Source organism: Pseudomonas sp. ACN8 (assembly GCF_002303925.1).
Lineage (GTDB): Bacteria > Pseudomonadota > Gammaproteobacteria > Pseudomonadales > Pseudomonadaceae > Aquipseudomonas.
The window spans coordinates 1-25,423 of the sequence record NZ_MRCS01000066.1; the positions used below are offsets into that span (position 1 = coordinate 1).

Annotated in this window: 23 protein-coding genes and 1 pseudogene; 17 read left to right on the top strand and 7 right to left on the bottom strand. The window is 60.9% G+C overall.

From position 1 onward, the window contains the following. Positions 1-497: 497 nt before the first annotated feature. A complete protein-coding gene (locus BSF44_RS26770) occupies positions 498-1,991 on the bottom strand; it encodes a CoA-acylating methylmalonate-semialdehyde dehydrogenase (protein ID WP_095946036.1) in 1,494 nt (497 codons plus the stop codon). Between the two features lie 74 nt (positions 1,992-2,065). After that, positions 2,066-3,415 carry an aspartate aminotransferase family protein gene (locus tag BSF44_RS26775; RefSeq protein WP_095946037.1) on the bottom strand — a complete coding sequence of 450 codons (1,350 nt, stop codon included), beginning with the start codon at positions 3,413-3,415 and terminating at the stop codon, positions 2,066-2,068. A 138-nt stretch (positions 3,416-3,553) separates the two neighbouring features. Between BSF44_RS26775 and BSF44_RS26780 the strand changes: the two genes are divergently transcribed. The 6 genes from BSF44_RS26780 (at position 3,554) to BSF44_RS26805 (ending at position 9,989) form a co-directional block, all read left to right on the top strand. Then, positions 3,554-4,474: a LysR family transcriptional regulator gene (locus BSF44_RS26780; protein WP_007971880.1), complete on the top strand. Its 921-nt coding sequence runs from the start codon at positions 3,554-3,556 to the stop codon at positions 4,472-4,474. Positions 4,475-4,589: 115 nt separating this feature from the next. Beyond that, a complete protein-coding gene (locus tag BSF44_RS26785) occupies positions 4,590-5,240 on the top strand; it encodes a TetR/AcrR family transcriptional regulator (RefSeq protein WP_095946038.1) in 651 nt (216 codons plus the stop codon). Positions 5,241-5,258: 18 nt separating this feature from the next. Further along, positions 5,259-5,840 (top strand): YigZ family protein, encoded by a 582-nt coding sequence (locus BSF44_RS26790; protein ID WP_095946039.1) that lies wholly within the window; start codon positions 5,259-5,261, stop codon positions 5,838-5,840. A 539-nt stretch (positions 5,841-6,379) separates the two neighbouring features. Beyond that, positions 6,380-7,945: an ABC transporter ATP-binding protein gene (locus BSF44_RS26795; protein WP_095946040.1), complete on the top strand. Its 1,566-nt coding sequence runs from the start codon at positions 6,380-6,382 to the stop codon at positions 7,943-7,945. Positions 7,946-7,956: 11 nt separating this feature from the next. Continuing rightward, positions 7,957-9,063: an ABC transporter permease gene (locus BSF44_RS26800; protein ID WP_095946041.1), complete on the top strand. Its 1,107-nt coding sequence runs from the start codon at positions 7,957-7,959 to the stop codon at positions 9,061-9,063. Then, on the top strand, positions 9,063-9,989 hold the full coding sequence (locus tag BSF44_RS26805; RefSeq protein WP_095946042.1) for an ABC transporter permease: 927 nt from the start codon (positions 9,063-9,065) through the stop codon (positions 9,987-9,989). The genes BSF44_RS26800 and BSF44_RS26805 overlap by 1 nt, the downstream gene beginning before the upstream one ends. 62 nt (positions 9,990-10,051) lie before the next feature. Here BSF44_RS26805 and BSF44_RS26810 read toward each other — a convergent pair whose 3' ends face one another. Beyond that, complete coding sequence (locus tag BSF44_RS26810; RefSeq protein WP_095946043.1) at positions 10,052-10,492, bottom strand: hypothetical protein; 441 nt, start codon at positions 10,490-10,492, stop codon at positions 10,052-10,054. Positions 10,493-10,574: 82 nt separating this feature from the next. On the opposite strand from BSF44_RS26810, the pseudogene BSF44_RS26815 reads away from it, so the two are divergent. From BSF44_RS26815 to BSF44_RS26840, 6 genes and pseudogenes are all read left to right on the top strand, one after another. Beyond that, a pseudogene (locus BSF44_RS26815) lies at positions 10,575-10,751 on the top strand (MerR family transcriptional regulator); the annotation flags it as partial. Positions 10,752-10,790: 39 nt separating this feature from the next. After that, complete coding sequence (locus BSF44_RS26820; protein WP_095946044.1) at positions 10,791-11,480, top strand: SDR family oxidoreductase; 690 nt, start codon at positions 10,791-10,793, stop codon at positions 11,478-11,480. A gap of 252 nt (positions 11,481-11,732) precedes the next feature. Beyond that, positions 11,733-13,091, top strand: coding sequence for an 8-oxoguanine deaminase (locus BSF44_RS26825; protein WP_008050330.1), 1,359 nt, complete (start codon positions 11,733-11,735; stop codon positions 13,089-13,091). A gap of 317 nt (positions 13,092-13,408) precedes the next feature. Continuing rightward, positions 13,409-14,491 carry a BMP family ABC transporter substrate-binding protein gene (locus BSF44_RS26830; RefSeq protein ID WP_095946045.1) on the top strand — a complete coding sequence of 361 codons (1,083 nt, stop codon included), beginning with the start codon at positions 13,409-13,411 and terminating at the stop codon, positions 14,489-14,491. Positions 14,492-14,635: 144 nt separating this feature from the next. Beyond that, positions 14,636-15,601, top strand: a complete 966-nt coding sequence (locus BSF44_RS26835) for an isopenicillin N synthase family oxygenase (protein WP_095946046.1) — start codon at positions 14,636-14,638, stop codon at positions 15,599-15,601. A gap of 82 nt (positions 15,602-15,683) precedes the next feature. Further along, entirely contained in the window at positions 15,684-16,637 is a 954-nt protein-coding gene (locus tag BSF44_RS26840) for an adenosine deaminase (protein WP_007996475.1), read from the top strand. A gap of 54 nt (positions 16,638-16,691) precedes the next feature. Here BSF44_RS26840 and BSF44_RS26845 read toward each other — a convergent pair whose 3' ends face one another. Both BSF44_RS26845 and BSF44_RS26850 read right to left on the bottom strand, forming a co-directional pair. Continuing rightward, positions 16,692-17,426 carry a helix-turn-helix domain-containing protein gene (locus BSF44_RS26845; RefSeq protein WP_095946047.1) on the bottom strand — a complete coding sequence of 245 codons (735 nt, stop codon included), beginning with the start codon at positions 17,424-17,426 and terminating at the stop codon, positions 16,692-16,694. A 315-nt stretch (positions 17,427-17,741) separates the two neighbouring features. Next, on the bottom strand, positions 17,742-18,671 hold the full coding sequence (locus BSF44_RS26850; RefSeq protein WP_095946054.1) for a LysR family transcriptional regulator: 930 nt from the start codon (positions 18,669-18,671) through the stop codon (positions 17,742-17,744). A 126-nt stretch (positions 18,672-18,797) separates the two neighbouring features. Between BSF44_RS26850 and BSF44_RS26855 the strand changes: the two genes are divergently transcribed. Continuing rightward, entirely contained in the window at positions 18,798-19,811 is a 1,014-nt protein-coding gene (locus BSF44_RS26855) for a zinc-binding alcohol dehydrogenase family protein (protein WP_095946048.1), read from the top strand. Positions 19,812-20,037: 226 nt separating this feature from the next. Continuing rightward, entirely contained in the window at positions 20,038-20,211 is a 174-nt protein-coding gene (locus BSF44_RS30435; RefSeq protein ID WP_172435404.1) for a hypothetical protein, read from the top strand. 8 nt (positions 20,212-20,219) lie between these two features. On the opposite strand, the gene BSF44_RS26860 is transcribed toward BSF44_RS30435, so the two are convergent. Together BSF44_RS26860 and BSF44_RS26865 are read right to left on the bottom strand one after the other, a co-directional pair. Next, positions 20,220-21,416, bottom strand: a complete 1,197-nt coding sequence (locus BSF44_RS26860; protein ID WP_095946049.1) for a multidrug effflux MFS transporter — start codon at positions 21,414-21,416, stop codon at positions 20,220-20,222. Positions 21,417-21,506: 90 nt separating this feature from the next. Then, a complete protein-coding gene (locus BSF44_RS26865; RefSeq protein ID WP_095946050.1) occupies positions 21,507-21,704 on the bottom strand; it encodes a heavy-metal-associated domain-containing protein in 198 nt (65 codons plus the stop codon). A 148-nt stretch (positions 21,705-21,852) separates the two neighbouring features. Here BSF44_RS26865 and BSF44_RS26870 point away from each other — a divergent pair, with 148 nt between their 5' ends. From BSF44_RS26870 to cueR, 3 genes are all read left to right on the top strand, one after another. Next, a complete protein-coding gene (locus BSF44_RS26870) occupies positions 21,853-22,236 on the top strand; it encodes a hypothetical protein (RefSeq protein ID WP_095946051.1) in 384 nt (127 codons plus the stop codon). A gap of 123 nt (positions 22,237-22,359) precedes the next feature. Beyond that, a complete protein-coding gene (locus BSF44_RS26875; protein WP_095946052.1) occupies positions 22,360-24,753 on the top strand; it encodes a heavy metal translocating P-type ATPase in 2,394 nt (797 codons plus the stop codon). Next, entirely contained in the window at positions 24,750-25,175 is a 426-nt protein-coding gene (cueR, locus tag BSF44_RS26880) for a Cu(I)-responsive transcriptional regulator (protein ID WP_095946053.1), read from the top strand. Before BSF44_RS26875 ends, cueR begins: the two co-directional genes overlap by 4 nt. The last annotated feature ends 248 nt before the right edge of the window (positions 25,176-25,423 follow it).

A 25,423-nucleotide genomic window follows, 5' to 3' on the forward strand; every position in this document is an offset into this window, starting at 1 on the left:
GGAGTAACTTGTGATGCTGATAATCTGTTGACTAGCAGTCTGACTCCACAAGCACCCACACGAATTGCTTGATTCAGTTGTTAAAGAGCGGTTGGTTAAGATCTTTCGTCTCAACCGAGGCGCGCATTCTACAGCAGCCTCATTTGCTGTCAAGTGATTATTTTCTGAAGTTTTCCAAGTTTCCTTTTCAACTTCAACCACTTGCGCTTCAGATCTCTCGTCAGCGGGAGGCGAATTCTACAGCGTTACACGCTGCTGTCAACACCTCTTTTTCAACTCCCTTTCGGCTTCGATAAACTGAAGCAACCTGCTGCCGAAAACTGCGTAACTCATTGTTTACCAAGGAGTTTTCCGTTTCGACTGCGCCGGAAGTGGGGCGAATTATAGACATCTGAAATCTGCCGTCAACCGCTATTTTCATAAATCTGTCATATCACTCAAAAAGCCCCGAAAACGCGAAGGCCGGCCACAAGGGCCGGCCTTCTTTACCCTTCTACTTACAAGCTAGGGAAGGCGAACTGCGAAGCTTCATGGCTCGCACGCTGCGGCCAGCGCTGGGTGATGGCTTTGCGGCGGGTATAGAAACGCACACCATCCGGGCCATAGGCGTGCAGGTCGCCGAACAGCGAACGCTTCCAGCCGCCAAAGCTGTGATATGCCACCGGCACCGGCAGCGGTACGTTGACACCCACCATGCCGACTTCAATCTCGTCGCAGAACAACCGCGCCGCTTCACCATCACGGGTGAAGATGCAGGTGCCGTTGCCATATTCGTGATCGTTGATCAGTTGCATGGCTTCTTCCAGGCTGTTGACCCGAACAACGCACAGCACCGGCCCGAAGATCTCTTCTTTATAGATGCGCATTTCTGGCGTGACGTTGTCGAACAGGCAGCCACCCAGGAAGAAGCCTTCCTCGTGACCAGCGACGGTCAGGCCACGGCCATCCACCACCAGGGTCGCGCCGGCAGCTACGCCGTCTTCTACATAACCGCTGACTTTGTCGCGGGCCTGGCCAGTGACCAGAGGCCCCATGTCCAGACCGCAAGAAGTACCAGCGCCAATTTTCAGCGCCTTGATTTGTGGAACCAGTTTGGCCACCAGTGCATCGGCCACCTGATCACCGACACACACTGCTACGGAGATCGCCATGCAACGCTCACCGCAAGAACCGTAGGCTGCGCCCATCAGTGCGCTGACGGCGTTGTCCAAATCTGCATCCGGCATCAGCACGGCGTGGTTCTTCGCACCGCCCAGGGCCTGAACGCGCTTGCCGCGCTTGGTGCCTTCGGAATAGATGTATTCGGCAATCGGCGTCGAACCAACGAAGCTCAGCGCTTTGACTTCCGGCGCTTCGATCAATGCGTCCACCGCAGTCTTGTCACCGTGCACCACGCTCAGTACGCCTTTAGGCAAACCAGCCTCCAGCAGCAATTGGGCAATCAGCAGCGTCGAACTCGGGTCACGCTCGGAAGGCTTGAGGATGAAGCAGTTGCCGCAGACGATCGCCAGCGGGTACATCCACAGCGGCACCATGGCCGGGAAGTTGAACGGCGTGATACCGGCAACCACGCCCAGCGGCTGGAAGTCAGACCAGGCATCGATGTTCGGGCCGACGTTACGGCTGTATTCGCCCTTGAGGATTTCCGGGGCCGCGCAAGCGAACTCGACGTTCTCGATGCCGCGCTTCAGTTCACCGGCAGCATCTTCCAGGGTCTTGCCGTGCTCTTCGCTGATCAATTGCGAGATGCGGGCTTCGTTCTGCTCCAGCAGTTGTTTGAAGCGGAACATCACTTGGGCACGCTTGGCCGGCGGCGTGTTGCGCCAGGCCGGGAATGCAGCCTTGGCCGCGTCGATGGCGCTCTGGATGGTTTCGCGGGTCGCCAGTGGCAGCTTGTGGATAGCCTGGCCGGTAGACGGGTTGAACACATCAACCGCGCGACCGTTCTCGGTTACCAGTTCGCCATTGATCAAATGCGGAATAACGCTCATGGAAGCTCCTGAAAAGTTGTCCACAGGCGCCCGTTCCCGAGCGCCCGTTGTTTATAGGTATATAGAAGGAGAAATCAGTCGATCTTGCTCAGCACTTCGCCGACCGCGTCGAACAGACGATCCAGGTCCTGCGGCTTGCTGTTGAAGGTTGGACCGAACTGCAGGGTGTCGCCGCCGAAACGCACGTAGAACCCGGCTTTCCACAGCGCCATGCCGGCTTCGAACGGACGCACGATCGCATCGCCGTCACGTGGAGCGATCTGGATCGCACCGGCCAGGCCGAAGTTGCGGATGTCGATGATGTTCTTGGTGCCCTTGAGACCGTGCAGCGCATTTTCGAAATGCGGCGCGACTTCAGCCACGCTCTGCACCAGGTTTTCCTTTTGCAGCAGGTCGAGTGCCGCCAGGCCCGCGGCGCAAGCCACCGGATGCGCGGAATAGGTGTAGCCGTGAGGGAACTCCACCGCATATTCAGGCGTTGGCTGATTCATGAAGGTCTGGTAGATCTCGGAGCTGGCAATCACCGCGCCCATCGGGATCGCACCGTTGGTGACTTGCTTGGCGATGCACATCAGGTCCGGGGTCACGCCGAAGGTGGTGGCGCCGAACATGGTGCCGGTACGGCCGAAACCGGTGATCACTTCGTCGAACACCAGCAGGATGTTGTGCTGGTCGCAGATTTCACGCAGACGCTTGAGGTAACCCTGTGGCGGAACCAGCACGCCAGCGGAACCGGCCAATGGCTCGACGAAGACCGCCGCGATGTTCGACGCATCGTGCAGCTCGATCAGCTTCAGCAGTTCGTCAGCCAGGGCGATACCACCCTGCTCCGGCATGCCACGGGAGTAAGCGTTGCTGGCCAGCAAGGTGTGCGGCAGGTGGTCGACGTCCATCATCGCCTGACCGAACAGCTTGCGGTTGCCGTTCACGCCCCCGAGGCTGGTGCCGGCGATGTTCACACCGTGGTAACCACGGGCACGACCGATCATTTTGGTCTTGGTCGACTGGCCCTTCAGGCGCCAGTAAGCACGGACCATCTTCACGGCGGTGTCAGCACACTCGGAGCCCGAGTCGGTGAAAAACACGTGATTCAGGTTGCCCGGGGTCAGGTCGGTGATTTTCTCAGCCAGCTGGAAGGACAGCGGATGACCGTACTGGAAGCCTGGCGAGTAATCGAGAGTGCCCAGTTGCCTGGCGACCGCTTCCTGGATTTCCTTGCGGGTGTGCCCGGCGCCACAGGTCCACAGGCCGGACAACGAGTCATAAACCTTGCGGCCCTTGTCGTCGATCAGCCAGCTGCCTTCGGCGCCAACGATCAGCCGTGGGTCGCGCTGGAAGTTGCGGTTGGCGGTGTAAGGCATCCAGTGAGCATCGAGCTTGAGCTGGCTGGCCAGGGAAGTCGGGGCGTTTTCAGGCTGGTTCATGGGCGAAATCTCGCAAGGCAATAAGCGGCGTAAGAATTGAAAACCGTTGTTGCAGCTAAATTGCCACGGAGATAAAGTCTGTGAAATCCAACTCTTCTAATGTTCAGTCAGCCAACTACTAAACTTTGAGTAACCCGCATGAGCACTCGCCGTCCCGATCCGCTGGCCCAGGTCAGCGACTTTGATATTCGCCTGCTGAGGATCTTTCGCAGCGTGGTGGAATGCGGCGGCTTCTCCGCGGCGGAAACCGTACTGGGCATCGGTCGCTCGGCGATCAGCCAGCAGATGAGCGATCTGGAGCAACGCCTCGGCCTGCGTCTGTGTCAACGTGGACGTGCCGGGTTTTCCCTGACCGAAGAAGGCCGCGAGGTCTATCAATCGGCGTTGCAGCTGTTAAGTGCACTGGAAAGCTTCCGCACCGAGGTCAATGGCCTGCACCAGCACTTGCGCGGCGAATTGATCATTGGATTGACGGACAACCTGGTCACCCTGCCCCACATGCGCATCACCCATGCCCTCGCACAATTGAAGGAACGCGGCCCCGACGTGCAAATCCAGATCCGCATGATCGCGCCCAATGAAGTCGAACAAGGCGTGCTCGACGGCCGTCTGCATGTCGGCGTGGTGCCGCAGGCCAGCGCGCTGTCGGGGCTGGAGTATCAACCGTTGTATAGCGAACGTTCGCTGCTGTACTGCGCGGTCGGTCACCCGCTGTTCTATGTCGACGACAAGCAACTGGACGACGAACGCCTGAATAGCCAGGACGCCATCGCGCCCACCTTCCGTTTGCCGGCGGAGATCCAGGCTCACTACCAGGCGCTCAATTGCACCGCCAGCGCCTCGGACCGTGAAGGCATGGCGTTCCTGATCCTGACCGGGCGCTACATCGGCTATTTGCCGGATCACTACGCGAGTCTTTGGGTACAGCAAGGTCGGTTGCGTGCATTGAAAGCAAAAACGCGTTTCTATGACCTGAGCCTGGCGTCGGTCACCCGCAAGGGACGTCGACCGCATCTGGTGCTGGAGAGTTTTCTCGAGAGTCTCGCGGCGACGCGTTGAATTGCATAATTGAACAAGCCCTCAGTGGATTGGTTTTTCCCCATAGACTTGTCTGTAACCTGCCGGTGCGCTATCAACGCACTGGCCGCACCCACTCATCTTCTCGGAAGTGCCTATGACCTTTGAAGTCCCAGCCCACGGCGGAAAACCCGTCAGCCGCATTCGTCAGAAAAACGAAGAGACCATCATCAAAGCCGCCGAAGACGAGTTCGCCCGTCACGGCTACAAAGGCACGAGCATGAACACCATCGCCCAGAATGCCGGGCTACCCAAGGCGAACCTGCATTACTACTTCACCAACAAGCTCGGTTTGTACGTGGCGGTGCTGAGCAACATCATCGAGTTGTGGGACAGCACCTTCAACACCCTCACCGCCGAGGACGATCCGGCCGAAGCCTTGACCCGCTACATCCGCGCAAAAATTGAGTTCTCCCGGCGCCAGCCGCAAGCCTCGCGGATTTTTGCCATGGAAGTCATCAGCGGCGGCGAATGCCTGACCGAGTACTTCAACCAGGACTATCGCGCCTGGTTCCAGGGTCGGGCGGGCGTGTTCCAGGCCTGGATCGACGCCGGTAAAATGGACCCGGTCGATCCGGTGCACCTGATCTTCCTGTTGTGGGGTAGCACCCAGCACTACGCCGACTTCGCCACCCAGATCTGCCGCGTCACCGGGCGCACCAGGTTGACCAAACAGGACATGGAAGACGCCGGGGACAACCTGATCCGCATCATTCTCAAGGGCTGCGGCCTGAAACCTGCCATCTAAGTTGCCATTCAGGTACGTATGCCATTTACCCTCAGCGGTTTTTGCGAATACCGCGAAGAGATTCGCAAGAGTCGCTTCATGACCTTCGCCGCGCCGATCTCCAGCCCGGCCGAGGCCCAGGCGTTCATTGAACAGCACAATGACTTGAATGCCTCGCACAACTGCTGGGCGTGGAAGCTCGGCGATCAGTATCGCAGCACCGATGATGGCGAGCCCGGCGGCACGGCCGGGCGGCCGATTCTGGCGGCGATAGAGGCGCAGGATTGCGATCAGGTCGCGGTGCTGGTGATTCGCTGGTATGGCGGCATCCAACTGGGCACCGGGGGGCTCGCCCGCGCTTATGGCGGGGGTGCAAACAAATGCCTGCAAGCGGCGCCAAAGATCGAGCTGATCAGCCGGGTGCCGCTGCGTTGCGCTTGCGGGTTTGCCGAGTTGACCCTGGTCAAGCTGCGGGTGGCAGAAGCAGGTGGATTGGTTGTGGATGAAAGCTTCACCGCCAATGGGGTCGAGTTGCAGCTGGCCGTGGGCGGTGCGCAGATCGACACCTTGCAGTCACAACTGGCCGATTTGAGTCGCGGGCGAATTCTGTTACAGCGCTGAATCACAGGCTGCAATCTTTTGGGGCACGCCACTTTTTCACTTATTCCATATTTGCCCACATCTGCTGTGCACCCGCCTGTGGATAACCTGAGCACATACCGCTGTAACCCTTCTGTCATGCGGCTTTGCGGACTTTGCTCAATTTTCGTCCAATCTGCTATCAAGCACATCAAATTCAAATAAAAACAAACAGTTACAACGGTTTATCGCCTTTAGAAGAAAGCCACTCAGTGCTTATGCCCATGCTTTGAGCTTGCACACAAATACTGTGGAGCAACCTGTGGATAACCCGTTCATGTCCGTCTCGGCGCCCTGCACAGTATGGCTTGTGGTCGATTGCTCATTTTTTGAGCAAAACCCCACGAGCAAAATCGGGGCTTGATTTGCGCCATTGCCCCCATGTGGTGCCGGGCTCTGCGTGGCACATTTGAAAGCTGCGTACTCAGCGCCTCTGCTCGCAGGACTTCGACGCGTTCCTGACCGAGTGGCCAGAAAATTGCTTTATCCACAGGCACAAGTCCAACAGCACTGAGCCTGTCATGCCCAATCACGCTCCAATCCCCGATCCGGTTCCGCGCCTGCAACTGCGCAGAATCACAAAACGCTACCCCGGTTGCCTGGCCAACGATGCCATCGACCTGACCATTGCCCCTGGCGAGATCCATGCCCTGCTCGGCGAAAACGGCGCGGGTAAAAGCACGCTGATGAAGATCATCTACGGCGTTACCCACGCCGATTCCGGCGAAGTGATCTGGCAAGGCCGGCGGGTGAGCCTGCGCAACCCGGCCCAGGCACGGGGTTTGGGAATCGGCATGGTGTTCCAGCATTTCTCGCTGTTCGAAACCCTGAGCGTGGCGCAGAACATCGCCCTGGCCATGGGCGCGGCCGCAGGCACCCCCAAACAGCTTGAGCCGAAGATTCGCGAGGTGTCCCGGCGCTATGGCATGGCGCTGGAACCGGAGCGACTTGTCCACAGCCTGTCGATCGGTGAACGGCAACGGGTGGAAATCATTCGCTGCCTGATGCAGGACATCCGCCTGTTGATTCTCGATGAACCGACTTCGGTGCTGACGCCGCAGGAGGCCGACGACTTGTTCGTCACTCTGCGCCGGCTTGCCGCCGAGGGTTGCAGCATTTTGTTCATCAGCCACAAGCTTGGGGAAGTCCGCGCGTTGTGCCACAGCGCAACGGTTTTACGAGGCGGTCGGGTGTCCAGGCATTGCGTGCCGGCCGAGTGTTCGGATCAGCAACTGGCGCGCTTGATGGTCGGTGAAGCGGCGGAGTTGATCGCTGACTATCCGAAGGTTACCGGAGGTGAGGCGTTCCTTGATGTCCGTGGCTTGTCCTGGCACAACCCGGACCCGTTCGGCTGCTCGCTTGCCAACATCGACCTTGAAGTGCGCCGTGGTGAAATTGTCGGCATCGCCGGTGTCGCCGGCAATGGCCAGGACGAGTTGCTGGCCTTGCTCAGCGGCGAAGTACTGCTGCCCCGCAACGCCAGCGCAACGATCCGTTTTGGCCTGGAGCCCGTCGCCCATTTGCGGCCCGATGTTCGCCGCCAACTCGGACTGGCGTTTGTCCCCGCCGAACGCCTGGGCCATGGTGCAGTGCCGGAGCTGAGCCTGGCGGACAACGCGCTGCTGACCGCCTTCCAGCAGGGGTTGGTGAATAACGGCCTGATTCAACGCGGCAAAGTCGAAGCACTGGCCGAGGAAATCATCCGCCGTTTCGGGGTCAAGACACCCGATAGCCAGGCACCGGCCCGCAGCCTGTCCGGGGGAAACCTGCAGAAATTCATCCTCGGCCGGGAAATCCTTCAGCGACCGAAACTGCTGGTCGCCGCACACCCGACCTGGGGCGTGGACGTCGGCGCGGCCGCCACCATTCACCGCGCCTTGATTGCCTTGCGCGATGCCGGCGCGGCGATCCTGGTGATTTCCGAAGACCTCGATGAACTGTTCCAGATCAGCGACCGCCTCGGCGCCTTGTGCGGTGGTCGGTTGTCGGCGCTCCACGCCACAGTCGACACGCGCCTGAGCGATGTCGGCGGCTGGATGGCCGGCCAGTTCGGTGCCCCTCAATCACTCGAATCCGCCACGCGTTAACGGAGTGTCACATGCTGCTTTCTCTTGAACCCCGCGGCCAGCAATCGCGCCTGATGCTGTGGTGCTCGCCGTTGCTCGCGGCGGCACTGACACTGGGCTGTGGCTCGCTGTTGTTTATCGCGCTCGGGCACGACCCGCTGCTGACGCTGCACACCTTGCTGATTGCGCCGGTCAGCGACCTGTACGGCGTCTCCGAATTGCTGGTCAAAGCCCTGCCGATTCTGCTCTGCGCATTGGGCCTGGCCGTCGCCTACCAGGCGCGCATCTGGAACATCGGCGCCGAAGGTCAACTGCTGCTCGGTGCGTTGGCCGGCAGTGCGCTGGCGGTGAACATCATCGATATGCAAAGCCGCTGGGCGCTGGTGCTGATCTTGCTCACCGGCACCTTGGCCGGAGCTGCGTGGGCCGGGCTGACGGCGTGGTTGCGCACGCGTTTCAACGCCAATGAGATCCTCACCAGCATCATGCTCAATTACATCGCCCTGAACCTTTTGCTGTATTGCGTGCACGGTCCACTGAAAGATCCGGATGGTTTCAATTTTCCGCAATCGGCGATGTTCGGCGACGCCAGCCGCTTGCCGTTGCTGATGGAAGATGGCCGGGTCCACGCCGGGGTTTACTTCGCCCTGCTCGCGTTGGTGACGGTGTGGGTGTTGTTGCAGAAAAGCTTTGTCGGTTTCCAGATCAAAGTGCTCGGGCTGGACAAGCGTGCCGCCGGCTTTGCCGGCTTTCGCGAGAAACGTCTGATCTGGCTCGCGCTGTTGATCAGCGGCGGCCTGGCGGGGCTTTCCGGCGTGTGCGAAGTCAGCGGCCCCATCGGTCAGCTGGTGCCGCAGGTCTCGCCGGGCTACGGCTATGCGGCGATCACCGTGGCATTTCTCGGCCGCCTGAACCCTGTCGGCATCCTGTTTTCCAGCCTGCTGATGGCGCTGCTGTACATCGGCGGCGAAAGCGCACAAATGAGCCTGAACCTGCCGCAAGCCATCACCCAATTGTTCCAGGGCATGATGCTGTTTTTCCTGCTCGCCAGTGATGTGCTGATTCTCTATCGCCCACGCCTGAACCTGCGCTGGACCCGCCGCGCGCAAGCCACCGCCGTACAAGCAGGAGCGCTGTGATGGATATCGATCTGCTGAGCAATATTTTCTACGCCATGGTCCGCTGCGGTACGCCGTTGCTGCTGGTGGCGCTGGGGGAGCTGATCTGCGAGAAAAGCGGCGTCCTCAACCTTGGCCAGGAAGGCATGATGCTGTTTGGCGCGGTGATCGGTTTCATCGTCGCGTTCAACACCGGCAATCTATGGCTCGGCGTGTTGCTGGCAATGTTCGCCGGGATGCTGTTGTCGTCTCTCTTTGCCTTGGTGGCGCTGGTGTTCAATGCCAATCAGGTGGCCACCGGTCTGGCCCTGACGATTTTCGGCGTGGGCCTGTCGACCTTCGTCGGTGCGGCCTGGGTCGGCAAGCCGCTGGCGGGATTCGAGCCGATGGCGATTCCATATTTGAGCGAGATCCCGCTGATCGGGCGGATGCTGTTTGCTCAGGATCTGTTGGTGTATTTGTCATTCGTGCTGTTTGCGCTGGTGGCCTGGGTGATTCTGAAAAGCCGTGTCGGGCTGATCATTCAGGCGGTCGGGGAAAACCCGGATGCGGCCAGCGCCATGGGCTTGCCGGTGTTGGCGGTGCGGACCCTGGCGGTGTTGTGCGGCGGTGCGATGGCAGGGCTGGCCGGGGCATATCTGTCCCTGGCCTACACACCGATGTGGGCGGAGAACATGAGCGCCGGGCGCGGCTGGATTGCCCTGGCGCTCGTGGTGTTCGCCAGTTGGCGGGTGTGGCGCCTGCTGCTCGGCGCGTACCTGTTCGGGCTCGCCAGCATCCTGCACCTGGTGGCGCAGGGGTTGGGACTGGCAATTGCGTCGAGTCTGCTGGCGATGCTGCCGTATGTCGCGACCATTGTGGTGCTGGTGCTGCTGTCCCGGGATGCGCTGCGCACACGGTTGTATGCGCCGGTGTCGTTGGGGCAGCCGTGGCAGGCAGGGCATTAGTGGTTGTCTGGGCGGGCCTCTTCGCGAGCAGGCTCGCTCCCACATTACCGTGTCCGCCGCAATTAATGTGTCTGGCGCAAACCCTGTGGGAGCGAGCCTGCTCGCGAAAGCGTCCGAACAGGCAACACCTGAGCAATGCCCCACGCCAATTCAAACACCAGAAAAACCACCAGCAGCGAACTCGCGCCATGGATCAGGGCATAAGCCTGCCAGGCCGAGAACAGGAACCTGGCCACGGCGTCATAGCGCCCATAAACCTGCTGCGGATCACGAATCCGCAGCACTGCCCATACGCAGACAATCGACCCCAGCAGATTCGCCATCAGCATGTGCACTGGTTCGAACGATGGCAACTCACCGGGTAAACTCAACGCCTGACTCACCCCCGTCAAAAACCCATGCAACGCCGCAAAACTCCACGGTGTGATAAACGCGACCGTCACGATCAGGTCGTACCAGGCGCTGCCTTGCACCAATCGGCGATATTGCGTTGTAGTCCACATCGACATTGCTCCATCAATTCAGGGAGCAACAAGGCTAAAGCCTGGAGTATGCTCCAGGGTCAAGCCCCCTCGAGACGTCATGATGCGCATTGGTGAATTAGCCCAGGCCAGCGCCGTCAGCCGCGACACGCTGCGCTTTTACGAGCAGCGCGGGTTGATCGCGGCGCAACGCAGCGCCAACGGGTATCGCGACTATCCGCCAGACATGGTGCAACGGGTGCAGTACATCAAGACCGCTCAACGACTGGGGTTTAGTGTCCATTGAATCCACTATCCTGAACTTTCAAGGAAGCCACTCATGTCCAAGGCAAAAACCGCACTCATCATCGGCGCCTCCCGGGGGCTTGGCCTCGGACTGGTGAAAACCCTGCTGGCCGATGGCTGGCAAGTCACCGCCACCGTGCGCGACCCGCAAAAAGCCGACGCCTTGCAGGCCCTGGGCGATGTGCGGATCGAAAAGCTCGACATGGACGATCAGCAGGCGGTGTCCGCCCTGAGCCAACAACTCAAGGGTGATGTGTTTGACCTGTTGTTCGTCAATGCCGGGGTCAAGGGGCCGGATGTCCAGACGCCGAACGGTGGCGCGACAATGGCCGAAGTCGGTCAGCTGTTTTTCACCAACGCCGTGGCGCCGGTCAACCTGGCCCAGCATTTTGTCGAGCAACTGCGCCCGGACACCGGCGTGCTGGCGTTCATGAGTTCGGTGCTCGGCAGCGTGACCATGCCCGATGCGCCGGAACTGGCGTTGTACAAGGCCAGCAAGGCGGCGCTGAACTCCATGACCAACAGCTTCGTCACGCAATTGGGCGAAACCAGTCTCACCGTGCTGTCGCTGCACCCGGGCTGGGTGAAAACCGACATGGGGGGTGAAGGCGCGGACATCGACGTGGAAACCAGCACCCGTGGCCTGGTCGATCAGGTGAATGCCTATGTCGGCAAGGGCGGGCATCACTTCATCAATTACCGGGGCGAAACCATTCCCTGGTAATACCCCATAACCTGTGGGAGCGAGCCTGCTCGCGATGGCGGTGTATCAGGCACAGATGTTGTCGACTGACACTCCGTCATCGCGAGCAGGCTCGCTCCCACAGGGTTACTCTTCGTCTGGTCGGGTTGGGCTTGCCCGCCAGGGCGTTTTGATCGACACTTCGCACCTCGCCTCCCCGGCGACCCTGGATCAGCAGACAGGGCAACACTGAGCTGGCAACCCTGAACCCAACTTTCAGAGGAGCCGGCCAACATGCCTGCGACCCGTACCTGGTTAAAAAATCCCCTCGCCATTTTCACCTCCAACGGTCTCGATGCCCGTGGCGGTCTGGTGCTGCAAGACGGTTTGATCGTCGAAGTACTCGGCGCCGGTCAACAACCGTCCGCACCGTGCAATGAAGTGTTCGATGCCCGCGAGCATGTGATCCTGCCGGGCCTGATCAACACCCATCACCACTTCTATCAAACCCTGACCCGCGCCTGGGCACCGGTGGTCAATCAGCCGCTGTTCCCGTGGCTGAAAACCCTGTACCCGGTCTGGGCACGCCTGACCCCGGAAAAACTCGCCCTCGCCACCAAAGTCGCGCTGGCTGAATTGCTGCTGTCCGGTTGCACCACCGCGGCCGACCATCACTACCTGTTCCCGGAAGGCCTGGAAAACGCGATCGACGTGCAAGTCGAGAGCGTTCGCGAGCTGGGCATGCGCGCCATGCTCACCCGCGGTTCCATGAGCCTCGGTGAAAAGGACGGTGGCCTGCCGCCACAACAGACCGTGCAGGAAGGCGAAGTGATCCTCGCCGACAGCCAGCGTCTGATCGCCGAGTACCACGAACGCGGAGACGGCGCGCAAATCCAGATCGCCCTGGCACCGTGCTCGCCGTTCTCGGTGACCCCGGAAATCATGTCGGCCAGTGCCGAGCTGGCGAACAAACTCGACGTGCGCCTGCACACCCACCTGGCAGAAACCCTCGACGAAGAAGATTTCTGCCTGCAACGCTTCGGCCTGCGCACCGTGGACTATCTGGACAGTGTTGGCTGGCTCGGCCCGCGTACCTGGCTGGCCCATGGCATCCATTTCAACCCGGACGAAATCGCCCGCCTCGGCGCCGCCGGCACCGGCATTTGCCATTGCCCGAGTTCGAACATGCGCCTGGCCTCGGGTATCTGCCCGAGCATCGAGCTGACCGATGCCGGTGCCTTGCTTGGTTTGGGCGTGGACGGTTCGGCGTCTAACGATGCCTCGAACATGATGCTCGAAGCGCGTCAGGCCCTGTACATCCAGCGTCTGCGCTACGGCGCCGAGAAGATCACGCCGGAGCGCGTGTTGGGTTGGGCGACCAAGGGTTCGGCGAGCCTGCTGGGCCGTACCGATATCGGCGAGTTGGCCGTGGGCAAGCAGGCTGACCTGGCGATGTTCAAGCTCGATGAACTGCGCTTCTCCGGCAGTCATGATCCGGTCTCGGCGTTGCTGCTGTGCGGTGCTGATCGCGCGGATCGAGTGATGGTCGGCGGCAAGTGGCGGGTGATCGATGGGCAGGTCGAAGGGCTGGATCTGAAGGGGTTGATTGCTGATCACAGCCAGGCGGCGCGGCAGTTGATCGCCGGGACCTGATACAACACCGATTAAAACTGTGGGAGCGAGCTTGCTCGCGAAGGCGGTATTTCAGTCACTGACGATGTCGAGTGACACTCCGCCTTCGCGAGCAAGCTCGCTCCCACATTGGTTTTGTGGAGGATCATTGGCGCACCAGTGGATGGCAGCTGTGCAAGGACATGCACTGTTATCGGACTTCAAGGACCTGTCGCGAGCTTGCTCGCGATGGCATCACCGCGGATTCATGTTTTGTTGTCTTGTTGGTCAGCAATTTGCATTGCACTGTGCAAGCCAGAGAGCCCAGCCAACCTCACAACAAAATGGAGTTCCAATTCATGCACAACCGTCCGTTGAAGAAGCTGCTTTGCGCTGTTGCGGTAGCCATCGGTTTGAGCGCCAGCCTGACCGCCGTAGCCGCCGATCCGCTGAAAGTCGGCTTCGTCTATATCGGTCCGATCGGTGACCACGGCTGGACGTATCAGCATGAACAGGGGCGTAAGGAACTCGCGGAAAAATTCGGCGCACAGATCACCACCAACTACGTGGAAAACGTCGCCGAAGGCGCCGACGCCGAGCGGGTGATCCGCAACATGGCCAAGGACAAATACGACCTGATCTTCACCACTTCCTTCGGCTACATGAACCCGACCGTGAAGGTCGCCAGACAGTTTCCCAAGGTGACCTTCGAACACGCCACCGGCTACAAGCAGGACAAGAACCTCGGCACTTACCTGGCGCGTACTTACGAGGGTCGCTACGTCGGCGGCTTCCTCGCGGCGAAAATGACCAAGACCAAAAAGGTCGGTTACGTCGCCTCGTTCCCGATCCCGGAAGTGATCCGCGACATCAACGCCATCCAGTTGGCCCTGAACAAGTACAACCCCGGCACCGAAATCAAGGTGGTGTGGGTCAACTCATGGTTCGATCCGGGCAAGGAAGCGGACGCCGCCAACGCGCTGATCGACCAGGGCGTGGACGTGGTGTTCCAGCACACCGACAGCCCCGCGCCGATCCAGGCGGCCGAACGTCGCGGCGTTTATGCCGTGGGCTACGCTTCGGACATGGCGCACTTCGGGCCGAAAGCGGTGCTGACCTCCATCGTCAACGACTGGGGCCCGCACTACGTTCAGGCAACCCAAAGCGTGATCGATCATGACTGGAAATCCCGGGACTACTGGGGCGGCTTGAAAGAAGGCACCGTTGAACTGCCGATCAGCGACCTGGTGCCAGCGACGGTGAAGAGCGAAGCCGAGCAGCTCATCGCCGACATCAAGAGCGGTGCGCTGCAACTGTTCACCGGGCCGATCAAGGATCAGGCCGGGGTCGAGAAAATTCCGGCGGGCGCGAGCGCGACCACGGCGGAACTGGCGTCGATGAATTACTACGTGGAAGGCATGAAGGCCGAGATTCCGAAGTAACTCTCCAGTCAGAACACAAAACCCTGTGGGAGCGAGCCTGCTCGCGAAGGCGTCTGTACACTCAACATTGATGTTGGTTGACACACCGCATTCGCGAGCAGGCTCGCTCCCACATGTGATCTTCATCGCGTTCAAGGATTGCGTATGACCAGCCTCCCCATCATCGACATCACCCCGCTCTACAGCGACGACCCATCCGCCTGGCCAGCCGTGGCCGGGCAAATCGACCTCGCCTGCCGCGAGTGGGGCTTTTTCTATATCAAGGGCCATCCGATCAGCACTGCGCGAATCGACGCCCTGCTCGACCACGCCAAGTTCTTCTTCGCCCAACCCACCGCCGAAAAACTCAAGATCGACATCACCCAGACCCGTCACCATCGCGGCTACGGCGCCATTGCCACCGAGCAATTGGACCCAGGCAAACCCAGCGACCTCAAAGAAACCTTCGACATGGGTCTGCACCTGCCGGCCGGGCACCCTGACGTACTGGCGGAAAAACCCCTGCGCGGCCCCAATCGCCATCCGTCCATTCCCGGCTGGGAAGCGTTGATGGAGCAGCACTACATCGACATGCAAGCCCTGGCGCAAACACTGTTGCGGGCCATGACCATCGCGCTGGGGATTGAGCGCGATTTCTTCGACACACGCTTCAATGACCCGGTCAGCGTACTGCGCATGATCCATTACCCGCCGCGCCACACCGCCAGTTCCGAAGAGCAACAAGGTGCCGGGGCGCACACCGACTACGGCTGCATCACCCTGCTCTACCAGGACACCGCCGGTGGCTTGCAGGTACGCAGCGTCAAAGGCGAATGGATCGACGCGCCGCCCATCGAAGGCACCTTCGTGGTCAACCTCGGCGACATGATGGCGCGCTGGAGCAACGACCGCTACCTGTCGACGCCGCACCGGGTGATCAGCCCCCTGGGCGTGGATCGTTATTCGATGCCGTTTTTCGCCGAGCCGCACCCGGATACCCGCATCGACTGCCTGCCCGGCTGTCAGGACGCATCGCACCCGGCGAAATACCCGGCCACCACCTGCGCCGAGTTCCTTCTATCGCGCTTCGCCGATACCTACGCTTATCGACGGGAACTGGAAGCGGTGTGATGAACCGCCTGGTCAGGTTTTACCAATTGTTGCGGCAACCCTCTGTAGAATGGCGACCATTGCACCTGATGAGAAAAGAATTATGTACGACTGGCTGAACGCCCTGCCCAAGGCAGAGTTGCACCTGCACCTGGAAGGCTCGCTGGAACCCGAGCTGTTGTTCGCCCTGGCCGAACGCAACAAGATTGCCTTGCCATGGAACGACGTCGAAACCTTGCGCAAGGCGTATGCCTTCAACAACCTGCAGGAGTTCCTCGACCTGTATTACCGGGGTGCCGATGTGCTGCGCACCTCCCAGGACTTCTATGACCTGACCTGGGCATACCTGCTGCGTTGCAAAGAGCAGAACGTGATTCACACCGAACCGTTCTTCGACCCGCAGACCCACACCGACCGTGGCATCCCGTTCGAAGTGGTGCTCAACGGCATCGCCGCCGCACTGAAGGATGGTGAGCAGCAACTGGGCATCACCAGTGGTTTGATCCTGAGTTTCCTGCGCCATCTGAGCGAAGACGAGGCCCAGAAGACCCTCGACCAGGCGCTGCCGTTCCGCGATGCGTTCGTCGCCGTGGGCCTGGACAGCTCCGAGATGGGCCACCCGCCAAGCAAGTTCCAGCGCGTTTTCGACCGTGCCCGTCACGAAGGCTTCCTGACCGTCGCCCACGCCGGTGAAGAAGGCCCGCCCGAGTACATCTGGGAAGCCATCGACCTGCTGAAAATCCAGCGCATCGACCATGGCGTGCGCGCCATCGAAGACGAGCGCCTGATGCAGCGAATCATCGACGAGCAGATCCCGCTGACCGTGTGCCCGTTGTCGAACACCAAGCTTTGCGTGTTCGATCACATGTCGCAGCACAACATCCTCGACATGCTGGAACGCGGCGTGAAAGTGACCGTGAACTCCGATGACCCGGCGTACTTCGGTGGCTATGTCACCGAGAACTTCCATGCGCTGCACACCCACCTGGGCATGACCCAGGATCAGGCCAAGCGCCTGGCGCAGAACAGCCTCGATGCGCGGTTGGTGAAACCGTAAGGCTCGGCGCCCCAGCCCCGCGGGAGCGAGTACGTTCGCTCCCGCCACGGTGCACTAAAGCGCCATCTCCAACTCGGTTTCCTGGGCAAAGCGATAGATCTCCCGTTGCCCGGAAGCCGTCACCTGCAGGGCTCGGGAATCGTTGGGCAGGCTCAACCACCCCGACTGCATGAACAGCTGCAACAATGCCGCGCCCAGCGAGCCTCCCATGTGCGGGCGTCTTTCGCTCCAGTCAGGGCACGCGCAGGCAACCCTGCCGTTGTGATGGGCCAGCGCCTGGATGAACACGCCCCGTGCCGCCAACTCCGTCGCGCCCTTGAGGGTGACCGTGACCCGCTGATCGAAATGTTCGATCCAGCCTGCCTCCAGCAGTCGCTGATACAGATCGGCGGACAGGGTGCCCCCCAAGTGATCGTCGCACAGTCGGGCACTCAACAATGGCGAACGCACCGCCCGGGGTTTGATCAGAGGCGCGTTACGCTTGAATACGTCCGGAATATCCTGGGGTGCGCTGGCGAAAGTCGCGCTGGCCAGTGCTTCGATTGCCGCCCCGACCTCGGGAGCGGCCAGGCGGAAGAAGCGTTTGCGGCCGCGGTTTTCAACCTTGAGCAGACCTCCGGCGGACAAACGCCCCAAGTGTGCACTGGCCGACGACGATGACAGGCCGGCCAGCAATGCCAACTCTTCGGTTGCCCGTGCCGAACCATCCATCAAGGCCCACATCATTGCGCTGCGCTTTGGGTCAGCCAGCAACGTGGCGATCTGGCTGATGCAAGGTGCATGTTCCATGTATTCACTCCCTGTTGAATCGTTTCGTCTACTGCCCAGAGAAATCTTGACCAGTAATGTGTCGTCGGCCAATCCGTGGAAACTGCCATAAGCCCGACAACGCCTTGCTCACTCATTTGCGCTGCCTGGCCGATGCTGCGTAGGCCAAAAGGATGACCGTGCAGCCGGGCCGACTCGAACGTGGACCCGCCATTGGGGATCGACGCAACTGACATGATGAGGCCGCTAGTATATGCGGGTTGATCGGCGGATCCTTTCCTCCACCCGGCGTAGGTGGTGATCGTACCTGAGGGAAATTTCTCTTTTTTCGTGCGACTAATGATCAATTTCCGAAAAACCTGGAAATTGACTGGTCAAAAGGGTGCATCGGCTGACAAGCATTTCGCGCAACAGCTTCACCGGCTTACTCAATTGTGCGCGATGGGCGCACAACAGATTCAACGGTGCGCGCTCACAGAGCAGCTCCGGCATCAGCACCTTCAAGCGGCCGGCCAGTACATCGGCGGCCACATCGAGCCAGGACTTGTAAGCGATCCCGGCACCCGCCACGGCCCAAAGACGCACGACATCGGCATCGTCACTGAAACGATCGCCGCTGACGGTCAGGCTGACTTCGCGCTTGCCGTCGTGAAAACTCCAGTGATCGTGGACCCGGCTGCCGAGCATGTACAACAGGCAATTGTGCTGTGCCAGTTGCTCCAGATGCCGCGGCTCGCCATGCCGGGCCAGATAGCCGGGAGCGGCGCACAACACCCGGCGGTTCTGCGGAGCGATGGGCAGCGCCACCAGGCTGGAGTCCTCCGGTTCACCGTAGCGCAGGGCAATGTCTACCGGTTGGCGAAACAGGTCGGCGATGCGGTCACCCAGCAGCAGGCGCACGGTGAGTTTCGGATGCTCGCGTTGAAACTCGCCGAGCCATGGCAGCAGCAGATTGCGGCCAAAGTCCGATGGCGCCGACAGTTGCAGCACCCCGCTGACCTGGTCCTGACCCCTGGCCAGCAATCGCCGGCCCTCGTCGAGATTGCTCAGGGCCGCGCGGGCGTATTCGAGAAAGCCCTCGCCTTCGGCGGTCAGGCGCAGGCTGCGGGTCGAACGGGCCAACAATCGGGCGCCGAGTTGCTGTTCGATGCGCTTGAGCGCCGCACTGGCCACGGCCGCCGACATGTCCATACCCCGCGCGGCGGCGGACAGACTGCCCAGGTCCGCCGCCCGGACAAACAACTGCAAGTCATCGAAACGCAACATCAAGAGCACCGATTATCAAAAAAATATTGAAAGAGACTGCTCTTTTAGCCGGTTTTATCTTCAGGAGAAATAGCCAATCATCTGCCCCATCGAGTCCCTTCTTTTATCAGTGTTCCGGAGCCGCCCATGAAAGCCATTGCCTACTACGCCTCGTTGCCGATCAGTGACGACAAGGCTCTGCAAGACATCGAACTGCCGGAGCCGGTCGCCGGCCCCCGCGACTTGCTGGTGGAAGTCAAAGCCATCTCGGTCAATCCGGTGGACACCAAGATACGCCAGAACGTCCAGCCCGAAGGTGGCGCAGCCAAGGTGTTGGGTTGGGATGTGGCCGGTGTGGTCAAGGCGGTGGGCAGTGAGGTGACGCTGTTCCAGGCCGGCGACAAGGTGTATTACGCCGGCTCCATCGCGCGTGCGGGCGGCAACAGCGAGTTGCATGCGGTGGACGAGCGCATCGTCGGCCGCATGCCAAAAACCCTGGGGTTCGCCGAGGCCGCTGCCCTGCCGCTCACCGCGATCACGGCGTGGGAGCTGTTGTTCGAGCGCCTGCAAGTGCGCGAAGGCAAAACCGACGAAGGCCAGAGCCTGTTGATCGTCGGCGCGGCGGGTGGCGTGGGCTCGATTCTAACGCAACTGGCTCACCAACTGACGGCCCTGAAAGTCATCGGCAGCGCTTCGCGTGCGCAAACCCAAAGCTGGGTGAAAGAGCTGGGCGCCGACCTGGTGATCGATCACAGCCAACCACTCTGCGAAGCACTCAAGCGCGCCGGTGTGGATCAGGTCACCCACGTCGCCAGCCTGACGCAAACCGACCAGCACCTGGACCAATTGATCGAGGCATTGGCACCCCAAGGTAAACTGGCGCTGATCGATGACCCCAAGTCGCTGGACGTGACCAAGCTCAAACGCAAGAGTCTGTCACTGCACTGGGAGTTCATGTACACCCGGTCGCTGTTTGAAACCGCGGACATGATCGAGCAACACAACCTGCTCAATCGCGTCGCCTGGCTGATCGATGCCGGGACCCTGAAAACCACGGTGGGCGAACACTTCGGCACGATCAACGCGGCCAATCTGCGCCGTGCCCATGCCCTGCTGGAAAGCGGCAAAGCCAAGGGCAAGATAGTGCTGGAAGGGTTCTGATACGCTGAAAAAAGCCATCGCTAATGTCGTGTTTTCCGTCGGCGACCGGTTAGTTCCGGCCGCCGACAATTCCTCCGGACGCCATCGAAAAGCCGTGTTTTTTTTAGTTACAAACCGTCAGTCAGACAGTTGATCCTTGTCACAATGGTGACCGTATACGGGACTACAATCGAATCTCCTGCGAGGCAGTCTTTTACAAGACATCTTTTACAAGAGGAGTTCGGCTATGAAGATCCTGATAAAAGAACTGGCAAAATCCCAGTGGCAAGTTCGCTTAGACCAACATGCTGTGACGTTCCGCAGCGAAGCAGAAGCTCGCGCTTTCACACGTACCCTTGAAGCCCGCATCCAGGCCCCTCACCAGATTCCCATCCTCCTTGCGCAGCGTGCAGCCGGCTGACTCCGGCCTCAAACCTGGGCTTGCGCCAGCGCCCGGGCATTTTGCAAACGCCGGGTGAGCACCGCTGCGCTCACCACCAGAACTCCACACAGGCTGATGACCATGGCCATCGGCACGGCGCTGCCGTCGTGCAGCACACCCACCAATGCGGAGGCGCCGGCAGCCACGCTGAATTGCAGGCAACCGAGCAGCGCCGACGCGCTGCCGGCCCGTGCGCCCTGCCCGTTCATCGCACAGGCCGCGGCGTTGGGGCTGATGCAACCGAGGCTGGCGATACAGATGAACAATGGAATCAGCAACGGCCACAATTGTGCCGGGTGCAGCGAGCTGACAGCCAGCAGGGCCAAACCGGCCGCCAGATAAACCCACACCGCGCGCGCCAGCAGGAACATCGGGCCACGCTTGGCCAGTAACCGCGCGTTGACCTGCGCCACCAGAATGAAGCCCGCCGCATTGGTGCCGAACAGCCAGCCGAAATGCTCGGCCGGAACGCCGTAGAGCTTGATGATGATGAAGGGTGAACCGGCGATGTAGGCAAACATCCCGGCGATGGCGATGCCACCGGTCAAGGCATGGCCAAGAAATATCGGGTCGGCCAGCAACCGACCGTACTGACGCAGCGCACCCGACAGCGGTTGACGCGGCATGTGGGCCGGCATGCTTTCCGGCAATCCCGTCGCGACCGCCAGCCCCGCCAGCGCACTGAAACCGGTCAAGGCCAGGAAGATCGACTGCCAGCCTGTGGTGTTGACCAACAACCCACCCAACAAGGGCGCGAGGATGGGGGCAAGCCCCATCACCAGCATCAGCTGCGAAAAGACTTTCGCCGACCCCACCGCATCACACTTGTCGCTGACCACCGCCCGGGAAATCACCATCCCCGCGCAGCCGCCCAACGCCTGGATGAAACGCGCGCCGATCAGCCATTCCAGGTTCGGCGCATAGGCGCACGCCACAGATGCAGCGGTGAACAGGCCGACACCGATGAGCAATGGAATACGTCGCCCGAAACGATCCGCCACCGGGCCATAGGCCAACTGACCGATGGACAGGCCGAGGAAGTACGCCGCCAACGTCATCTGAACGTGATTTTCGTCCGTCCCGAAAGCCAGGGCCATGGCCGGGAAGGCCGGCAGGTAGAAATCGATCGCCAGCGGACCGAAAGCGCTCAAGGCGCCGAGAATCAGAATGGTACGAAAGTTCATCAGGCATCCAGTGGGGCAGAAGTCGGCAGCCCGACAGTCTAGCCGCGCATGGACGCCTTGAACATTCCGGTAGCTCGCTAACTATCAAATTCAGACCAGTTTGACGCCGTAACCCTCTTCGCTGATCACCTCGATCACCTGCTCGGCGGTCAACGCACTTTCGACACCGACCTCCCTGGCCGCCAGGTCGACCCGAACACTGGCCGCCGGGTCTTTGGCCTGGACCGCCTGGGTGATGGCCTTGACGCAGTGACCACAAGACATGCCTTCAACGTTGAACACTTGCATGGGATGACTCCTTTTCCGAGGGTTGAACCCAGTTTCGAGCTTGCCACCATGGCAAGGTCAAGTTCTGAAGTTAGCTGCCGGGCTGGCAATCGGCGCAGTGCTCGGCCAAGCTGCGTCCATCAATGACTCGAACTCAGGAGATTCAGCCATGCGCTGGTCAGTTTTCAGCCTGTTTGGCTTTCTCAGCCTTTTCGCCACCGTGCCTTCGGTCAATGCTGCCGGTCAGGATTATGGCGTGCTGATCATTTCCCGCGAGCGCCTGGAAGTCGCGACCAGTTGCGAAATCGGTGTGTACATCCAGGATCAACTGGCGGCGCGACTGTTTCAGGAACAGAGCACCTCGTTCAACCTGCCGCCGGGCATCGTCTCGCTGCGCCTGAAACTGCTGCCGGGCCAGGTGCCGGGTTGCAACCCGGGCATGCTCGCGCCGGGATCGCAGGATATCCAGCTCAAGGCCGGGGATGTGCTCAAGTACCGGATCGCGATGACACGGGAAGGGATGTACCTGAAACGCGCCGGTCTCGGCTACTGACACAAATCCCTGTGGGATCGCAGTCAGGCACAGGCCCCGGGCACTTCCACATCAGATTGGCGCTTGACCTTGCCAGCATGGCAAGGTTGATCCTGTGGTCATCTACTACAGGGAGTGCGACCGATGTCCGAATCCACCACGTTCGACCTGCCGATTGCCGGCATGACTTGCGCCAGTTGCGCCGGGCGGGTCGAGCGCGCCTTGAGCAAAGTCATGGGCGCCAGTGCCGTCAGCGTCAACCTCGCCACTGAGCAGGCGCGGGTGCAAGCCCCCAGCGACAGCCTGCCGGCCCTGATGGATGCCGTGGCCAAGGCCGGCTATCGCGTACCGCAACAGAACCTGGAATTGAGCATCGACGGCATGACCTGCGCGTCCTGCGTCGGTCGCGTCGAACGTGCGCTGGGCAAGGTTACCGGAGTGAAAAGCGTCAGCGTCAACCTGGCCAACGAACGCGCCCACCTTGAACTGCTCGGCCAGATCGATCCGCAAACCTTGATCGCGGCCGTGACCAAGGCGGGCTACAGCGCCAGCGTCCGGGAAGCCGAACACCCGACAACCGACCATCAGCAACAGCGCCTGCATCGCGAACGCCTGGCCTTGATCATCGCCATCGCACTCGCCTTGCCGTTGGTATTGCCGATGCTGCTACAACCGTTCGGCGTGCACTGGATGCTCCCGGCCTGGGCGCAATTCGCCTTGGCTACGCCGGTGCAGTTCATCTTCGGTGCACGGTTCTATATCGCCGCGTGGAAAGCCGTGCGCGCCGGGGCCGGCAACATGGACCTGCTGGTCGCCCTGGGCACCAGCGCCGGGTATGGCTTGAGCCTGTACGAATGGGCCACCGCCGCCGGGCGCATGCCGCATCTGTATTTCGAAGCCTCGGCGGTGGTGATCGCCCTGGTGTTGCTGGGCAAGTACCTGGAAAGCCGCGCCAAGCGCCAGACCGCCAGCGCCATCCGTGCCCTCGAAGCCTTGCGCCCGGAACGGGCGATCCGGGTGAGCGACGGCCACGAGCAAGACGTCGCCATCAGCGCCCTGCGCCTCAATGATCTGGTGATGGTCAAACCCGGCGAACGCTTCCCGGTGGACGGCGAAGTGGTTGAAGGCCAGAGCCATGCCGACGAAGCCCTGATCAGCGGCGAGAGCCTGCCGGTGCCCAAGCAGCCCGGCGACAAAGTCACCGGCGGCGCGATCAACGGTGAAGGTCGGTTGTTGGTGCGCACCCTGGCCCTCGGTGCGGAAACCGTGCTGGCGCGGATCATCCGTCTGGTGGAAGACGCCCAGGCCGCAAAAGCGCCGATCCAGAAACTGGTGGATAAAGTCAGCCAGGTGTTCGTGCCCACCGTGCTGCTGATTGCCTTGACCACCCTGATCGGCTGGTGGCTGTATGGCGCGCCGATGGAAACCGCGCTGATCAACGCCGTGGCGGTGCTGGTGATCGCCTGCCCGTGCGCCTTGGGCCTGGCCACGCCGACGGCGATCATGGCCGGCACCGGCGTGGCGGCGCGCTACGGGATTCTGATCAAGGACGCCGAAGCACTGGAGCGTGCCCATGAAGTCAGCGCGGTGGTGTTCGACAAGACCGGCACCCTGACCTCCGGCGCCCCGCGCATCGCTCATCTGAGTGCCATCGACGGTAATGAGGCGCGCCTGCTGCAATTGGCCGGCGCCCTGCAACGCGGCAGTGAGCATCCGCTGGCCAAGGCTGTTCTGGATGCCTGTACCGAGCGTGGATTGAGGGTGGCCGATGTCAGCGACAGCCAGTCCCTGACTGGTCGCGGCATCGCCGGCAGCCTCGAAGAGCGTAGCCTGGCGCTGGGCAATCGGCGCCTGCTGGAGGACAGCGACTTGAATGCCGGGCCATTGGCCGACTCGGCGACCGCGTGGGAAAAAGAAGGCCGGACCTTGTCCTGGCTGATCGAACAATCCCCCGAACCACAGGTGCTGGGCCTGTTCGCCTTCGGTGACACCCTCAAGCCCGGCGCGCTGCAAGCGGTGCAACAACTCAGCGCACGGAACATCAGCAGCCACCTGCTGACCGGCGACAATCGCGGCAGCGCCAAGGTGGTCGCCGAGGCGCTGGGCATCCACGATGTGCATGCCGAAGTGCTGCCGGCAGACAAAGCCGCCACGGTCGCCGCACTGAAACAAACCGGCGTGGTGGCGATGGTCGGCGACGGCATCAACGACGCCCCGGCACTGGCTGCCGCCGACATCGGCATCGCCATGGGCGGCGGCACCGACGTCGCCATGCACGCGGCCGGCATTACCCTGATGCGCGGTGATCCGCGACTGGTGCCGGCTGCGCTGGAGATCAGCCGCAAGACCTACGCCAAGATTCGCCAGAATCTGTTCTGGGCTTTCGTCTATAACCTGATCGGCATTCCGCTGGCGGCGTTCGGCTTCCTCAATCCAGTGCTGGCCGGTGCGGCGATGGCGTTGTCGAGCGTCAGCGTGGTGAGCAATGCGCTACTGTTGAAAACCTGGAAACCCAAGGACCTGGAGGACAACCGATGAACATCGGCCAAGCGGCCCGCCACAGCGGCCTGAGCGCAAAGATGATCCGTTATTACGAATCCATCGGTCTGCTCAAGGCAGCCCATCGCACTGACAGCGGCTACCGGGTGTATGGCGATGACGACCTGCACACACTGGCGTTCATCAAACGCTCGCGGGACCTGGGGTTTTCCCTGGAAGAGGTCGGAAAACTGCTGACCCTCTGGCAGGACCGCCAGCGTGCCAGCGCCGATGTGAAGGCCCTGGCCCGCCAGCATATCGATGAGTTGAACCAGAAGATCCGTGAGCTCGGCCAGTTGCGCGATACCTTGCAGGATCTGGTCGAGCACTGTCAGGGCGATCATCGGCCGGATTGCCCGATTCTGAAGAATCTGGAGTCGGGGTGTTGTGTCACCCCTACCAACCACCGCAGCTCCCTGTAGGAGTGAGCCTGCTCGCGATAGCGATCTGCCTGACACATCAATATTGAAAGTACCGACGCTATCGCGAGCAGGCTCACTCCTACAGGGGGTTTGTGTTGCGCACAAAAAACCCGGCCGAAGCCGTAATGCTGTTCACTTAAGCATTTGAATCCGCGCCGGGCTTCTCCGAAAATCCGATGCCAGACCTCTGGCATCGGATTTTTTATGTCTGTTCAACAGGACCTGCTCGACCTCGGTGACCTCTTCAA

Bases quoted from the DNA above. Each gene is read 5' to 3' on its own strand.
- BSF44_RS26770 (WP_095946036.1), bottom strand. From the start codon at position 1,991: ATGAGCGTTATTCCGCATTTGATCAATGGCGAACTGGTAACCGAGAAC.
- BSF44_RS26775 (WP_095946037.1), bottom strand. From the start codon at position 3,415: ATGAACCAGCCTGAAAACGCCCCGACTTCCCTGGCCAGCCAGCTCAAG.
- BSF44_RS26780 (WP_007971880.1), top strand. From the start codon at position 3,554: ATGAGCACTCGCCGTCCCGATCCGCTGGCCCAGGTCAGCGACTTTGAT.
- BSF44_RS26785 (WP_095946038.1), top strand. From the start codon at position 4,590: ATGACCTTTGAAGTCCCAGCCCACGGCGGAAAACCCGTCAGCCGCATT.
- BSF44_RS26790 (WP_095946039.1), top strand. From the start codon at position 5,259: ATGCCATTTACCCTCAGCGGTTTTTGCGAATACCGCGAAGAGATTCGC.
- BSF44_RS26795 (WP_095946040.1), top strand. From the start codon at position 6,380: ATGCCCAATCACGCTCCAATCCCCGATCCGGTTCCGCGCCTGCAACTG.
- BSF44_RS26800 (WP_095946041.1), top strand. From the start codon at position 7,957: ATGCTGCTTTCTCTTGAACCCCGCGGCCAGCAATCGCGCCTGATGCTG.
- BSF44_RS26805 (WP_095946042.1), top strand. From the start codon at position 9,063: ATGGATATCGATCTGCTGAGCAATATTTTCTACGCCATGGTCCGCTGC.
- BSF44_RS26810 (WP_095946043.1), bottom strand. From the start codon at position 10,492: ATGTGGACTACAACGCAATATCGCCGATTGGTGCAAGGCAGCGCCTGG.
- BSF44_RS26820 (WP_095946044.1), top strand. From the start codon at position 10,791: ATGTCCAAGGCAAAAACCGCACTCATCATCGGCGCCTCCCGGGGGCTT.
- BSF44_RS26825 (WP_008050330.1), top strand. From the start codon at position 11,733: ATGCCTGCGACCCGTACCTGGTTAAAAAATCCCCTCGCCATTTTCACC.
- BSF44_RS26830 (WP_095946045.1), top strand. From the start codon at position 13,409: ATGCACAACCGTCCGTTGAAGAAGCTGCTTTGCGCTGTTGCGGTAGCC.
- BSF44_RS26835 (WP_095946046.1), top strand. From the start codon at position 14,636: ATGACCAGCCTCCCCATCATCGACATCACCCCGCTCTACAGCGACGAC.
- BSF44_RS26840 (WP_007996475.1), top strand. From the start codon at position 15,684: ATGTACGACTGGCTGAACGCCCTGCCCAAGGCAGAGTTGCACCTGCAC.
- BSF44_RS26845 (WP_095946047.1), bottom strand. From the start codon at position 17,426: ATGGAACATGCACCTTGCATCAGCCAGATCGCCACGTTGCTGGCTGAC.
- BSF44_RS26850 (WP_095946054.1), bottom strand. From the start codon at position 18,671: ATGTTGCGTTTCGATGACTTGCAGTTGTTTGTCCGGGCGGCGGACCTG.
- BSF44_RS26855 (WP_095946048.1), top strand. From the start codon at position 18,798: ATGAAAGCCATTGCCTACTACGCCTCGTTGCCGATCAGTGACGACAAG.
- BSF44_RS30435 (WP_172435404.1), top strand. From the start codon at position 20,038: ATGAAGATCCTGATAAAAGAACTGGCAAAATCCCAGTGGCAAGTTCGC.
- BSF44_RS26860 (WP_095946049.1), bottom strand. From the start codon at position 21,416: ATGAACTTTCGTACCATTCTGATTCTCGGCGCCTTGAGCGCTTTCGGT.
- BSF44_RS26865 (WP_095946050.1), bottom strand. From the start codon at position 21,704: ATGCAAGTGTTCAACGTTGAAGGCATGTCTTGTGGTCACTGCGTCAAG.
- BSF44_RS26870 (WP_095946051.1), top strand. From the start codon at position 21,853: ATGCGCTGGTCAGTTTTCAGCCTGTTTGGCTTTCTCAGCCTTTTCGCC.
- BSF44_RS26875 (WP_095946052.1), top strand. From the start codon at position 22,360: ATGTCCGAATCCACCACGTTCGACCTGCCGATTGCCGGCATGACTTGC.
- cueR (WP_095946053.1), top strand. From the start codon at position 24,750: ATGAACATCGGCCAAGCGGCCCGCCACAGCGGCCTGAGCGCAAAGATG.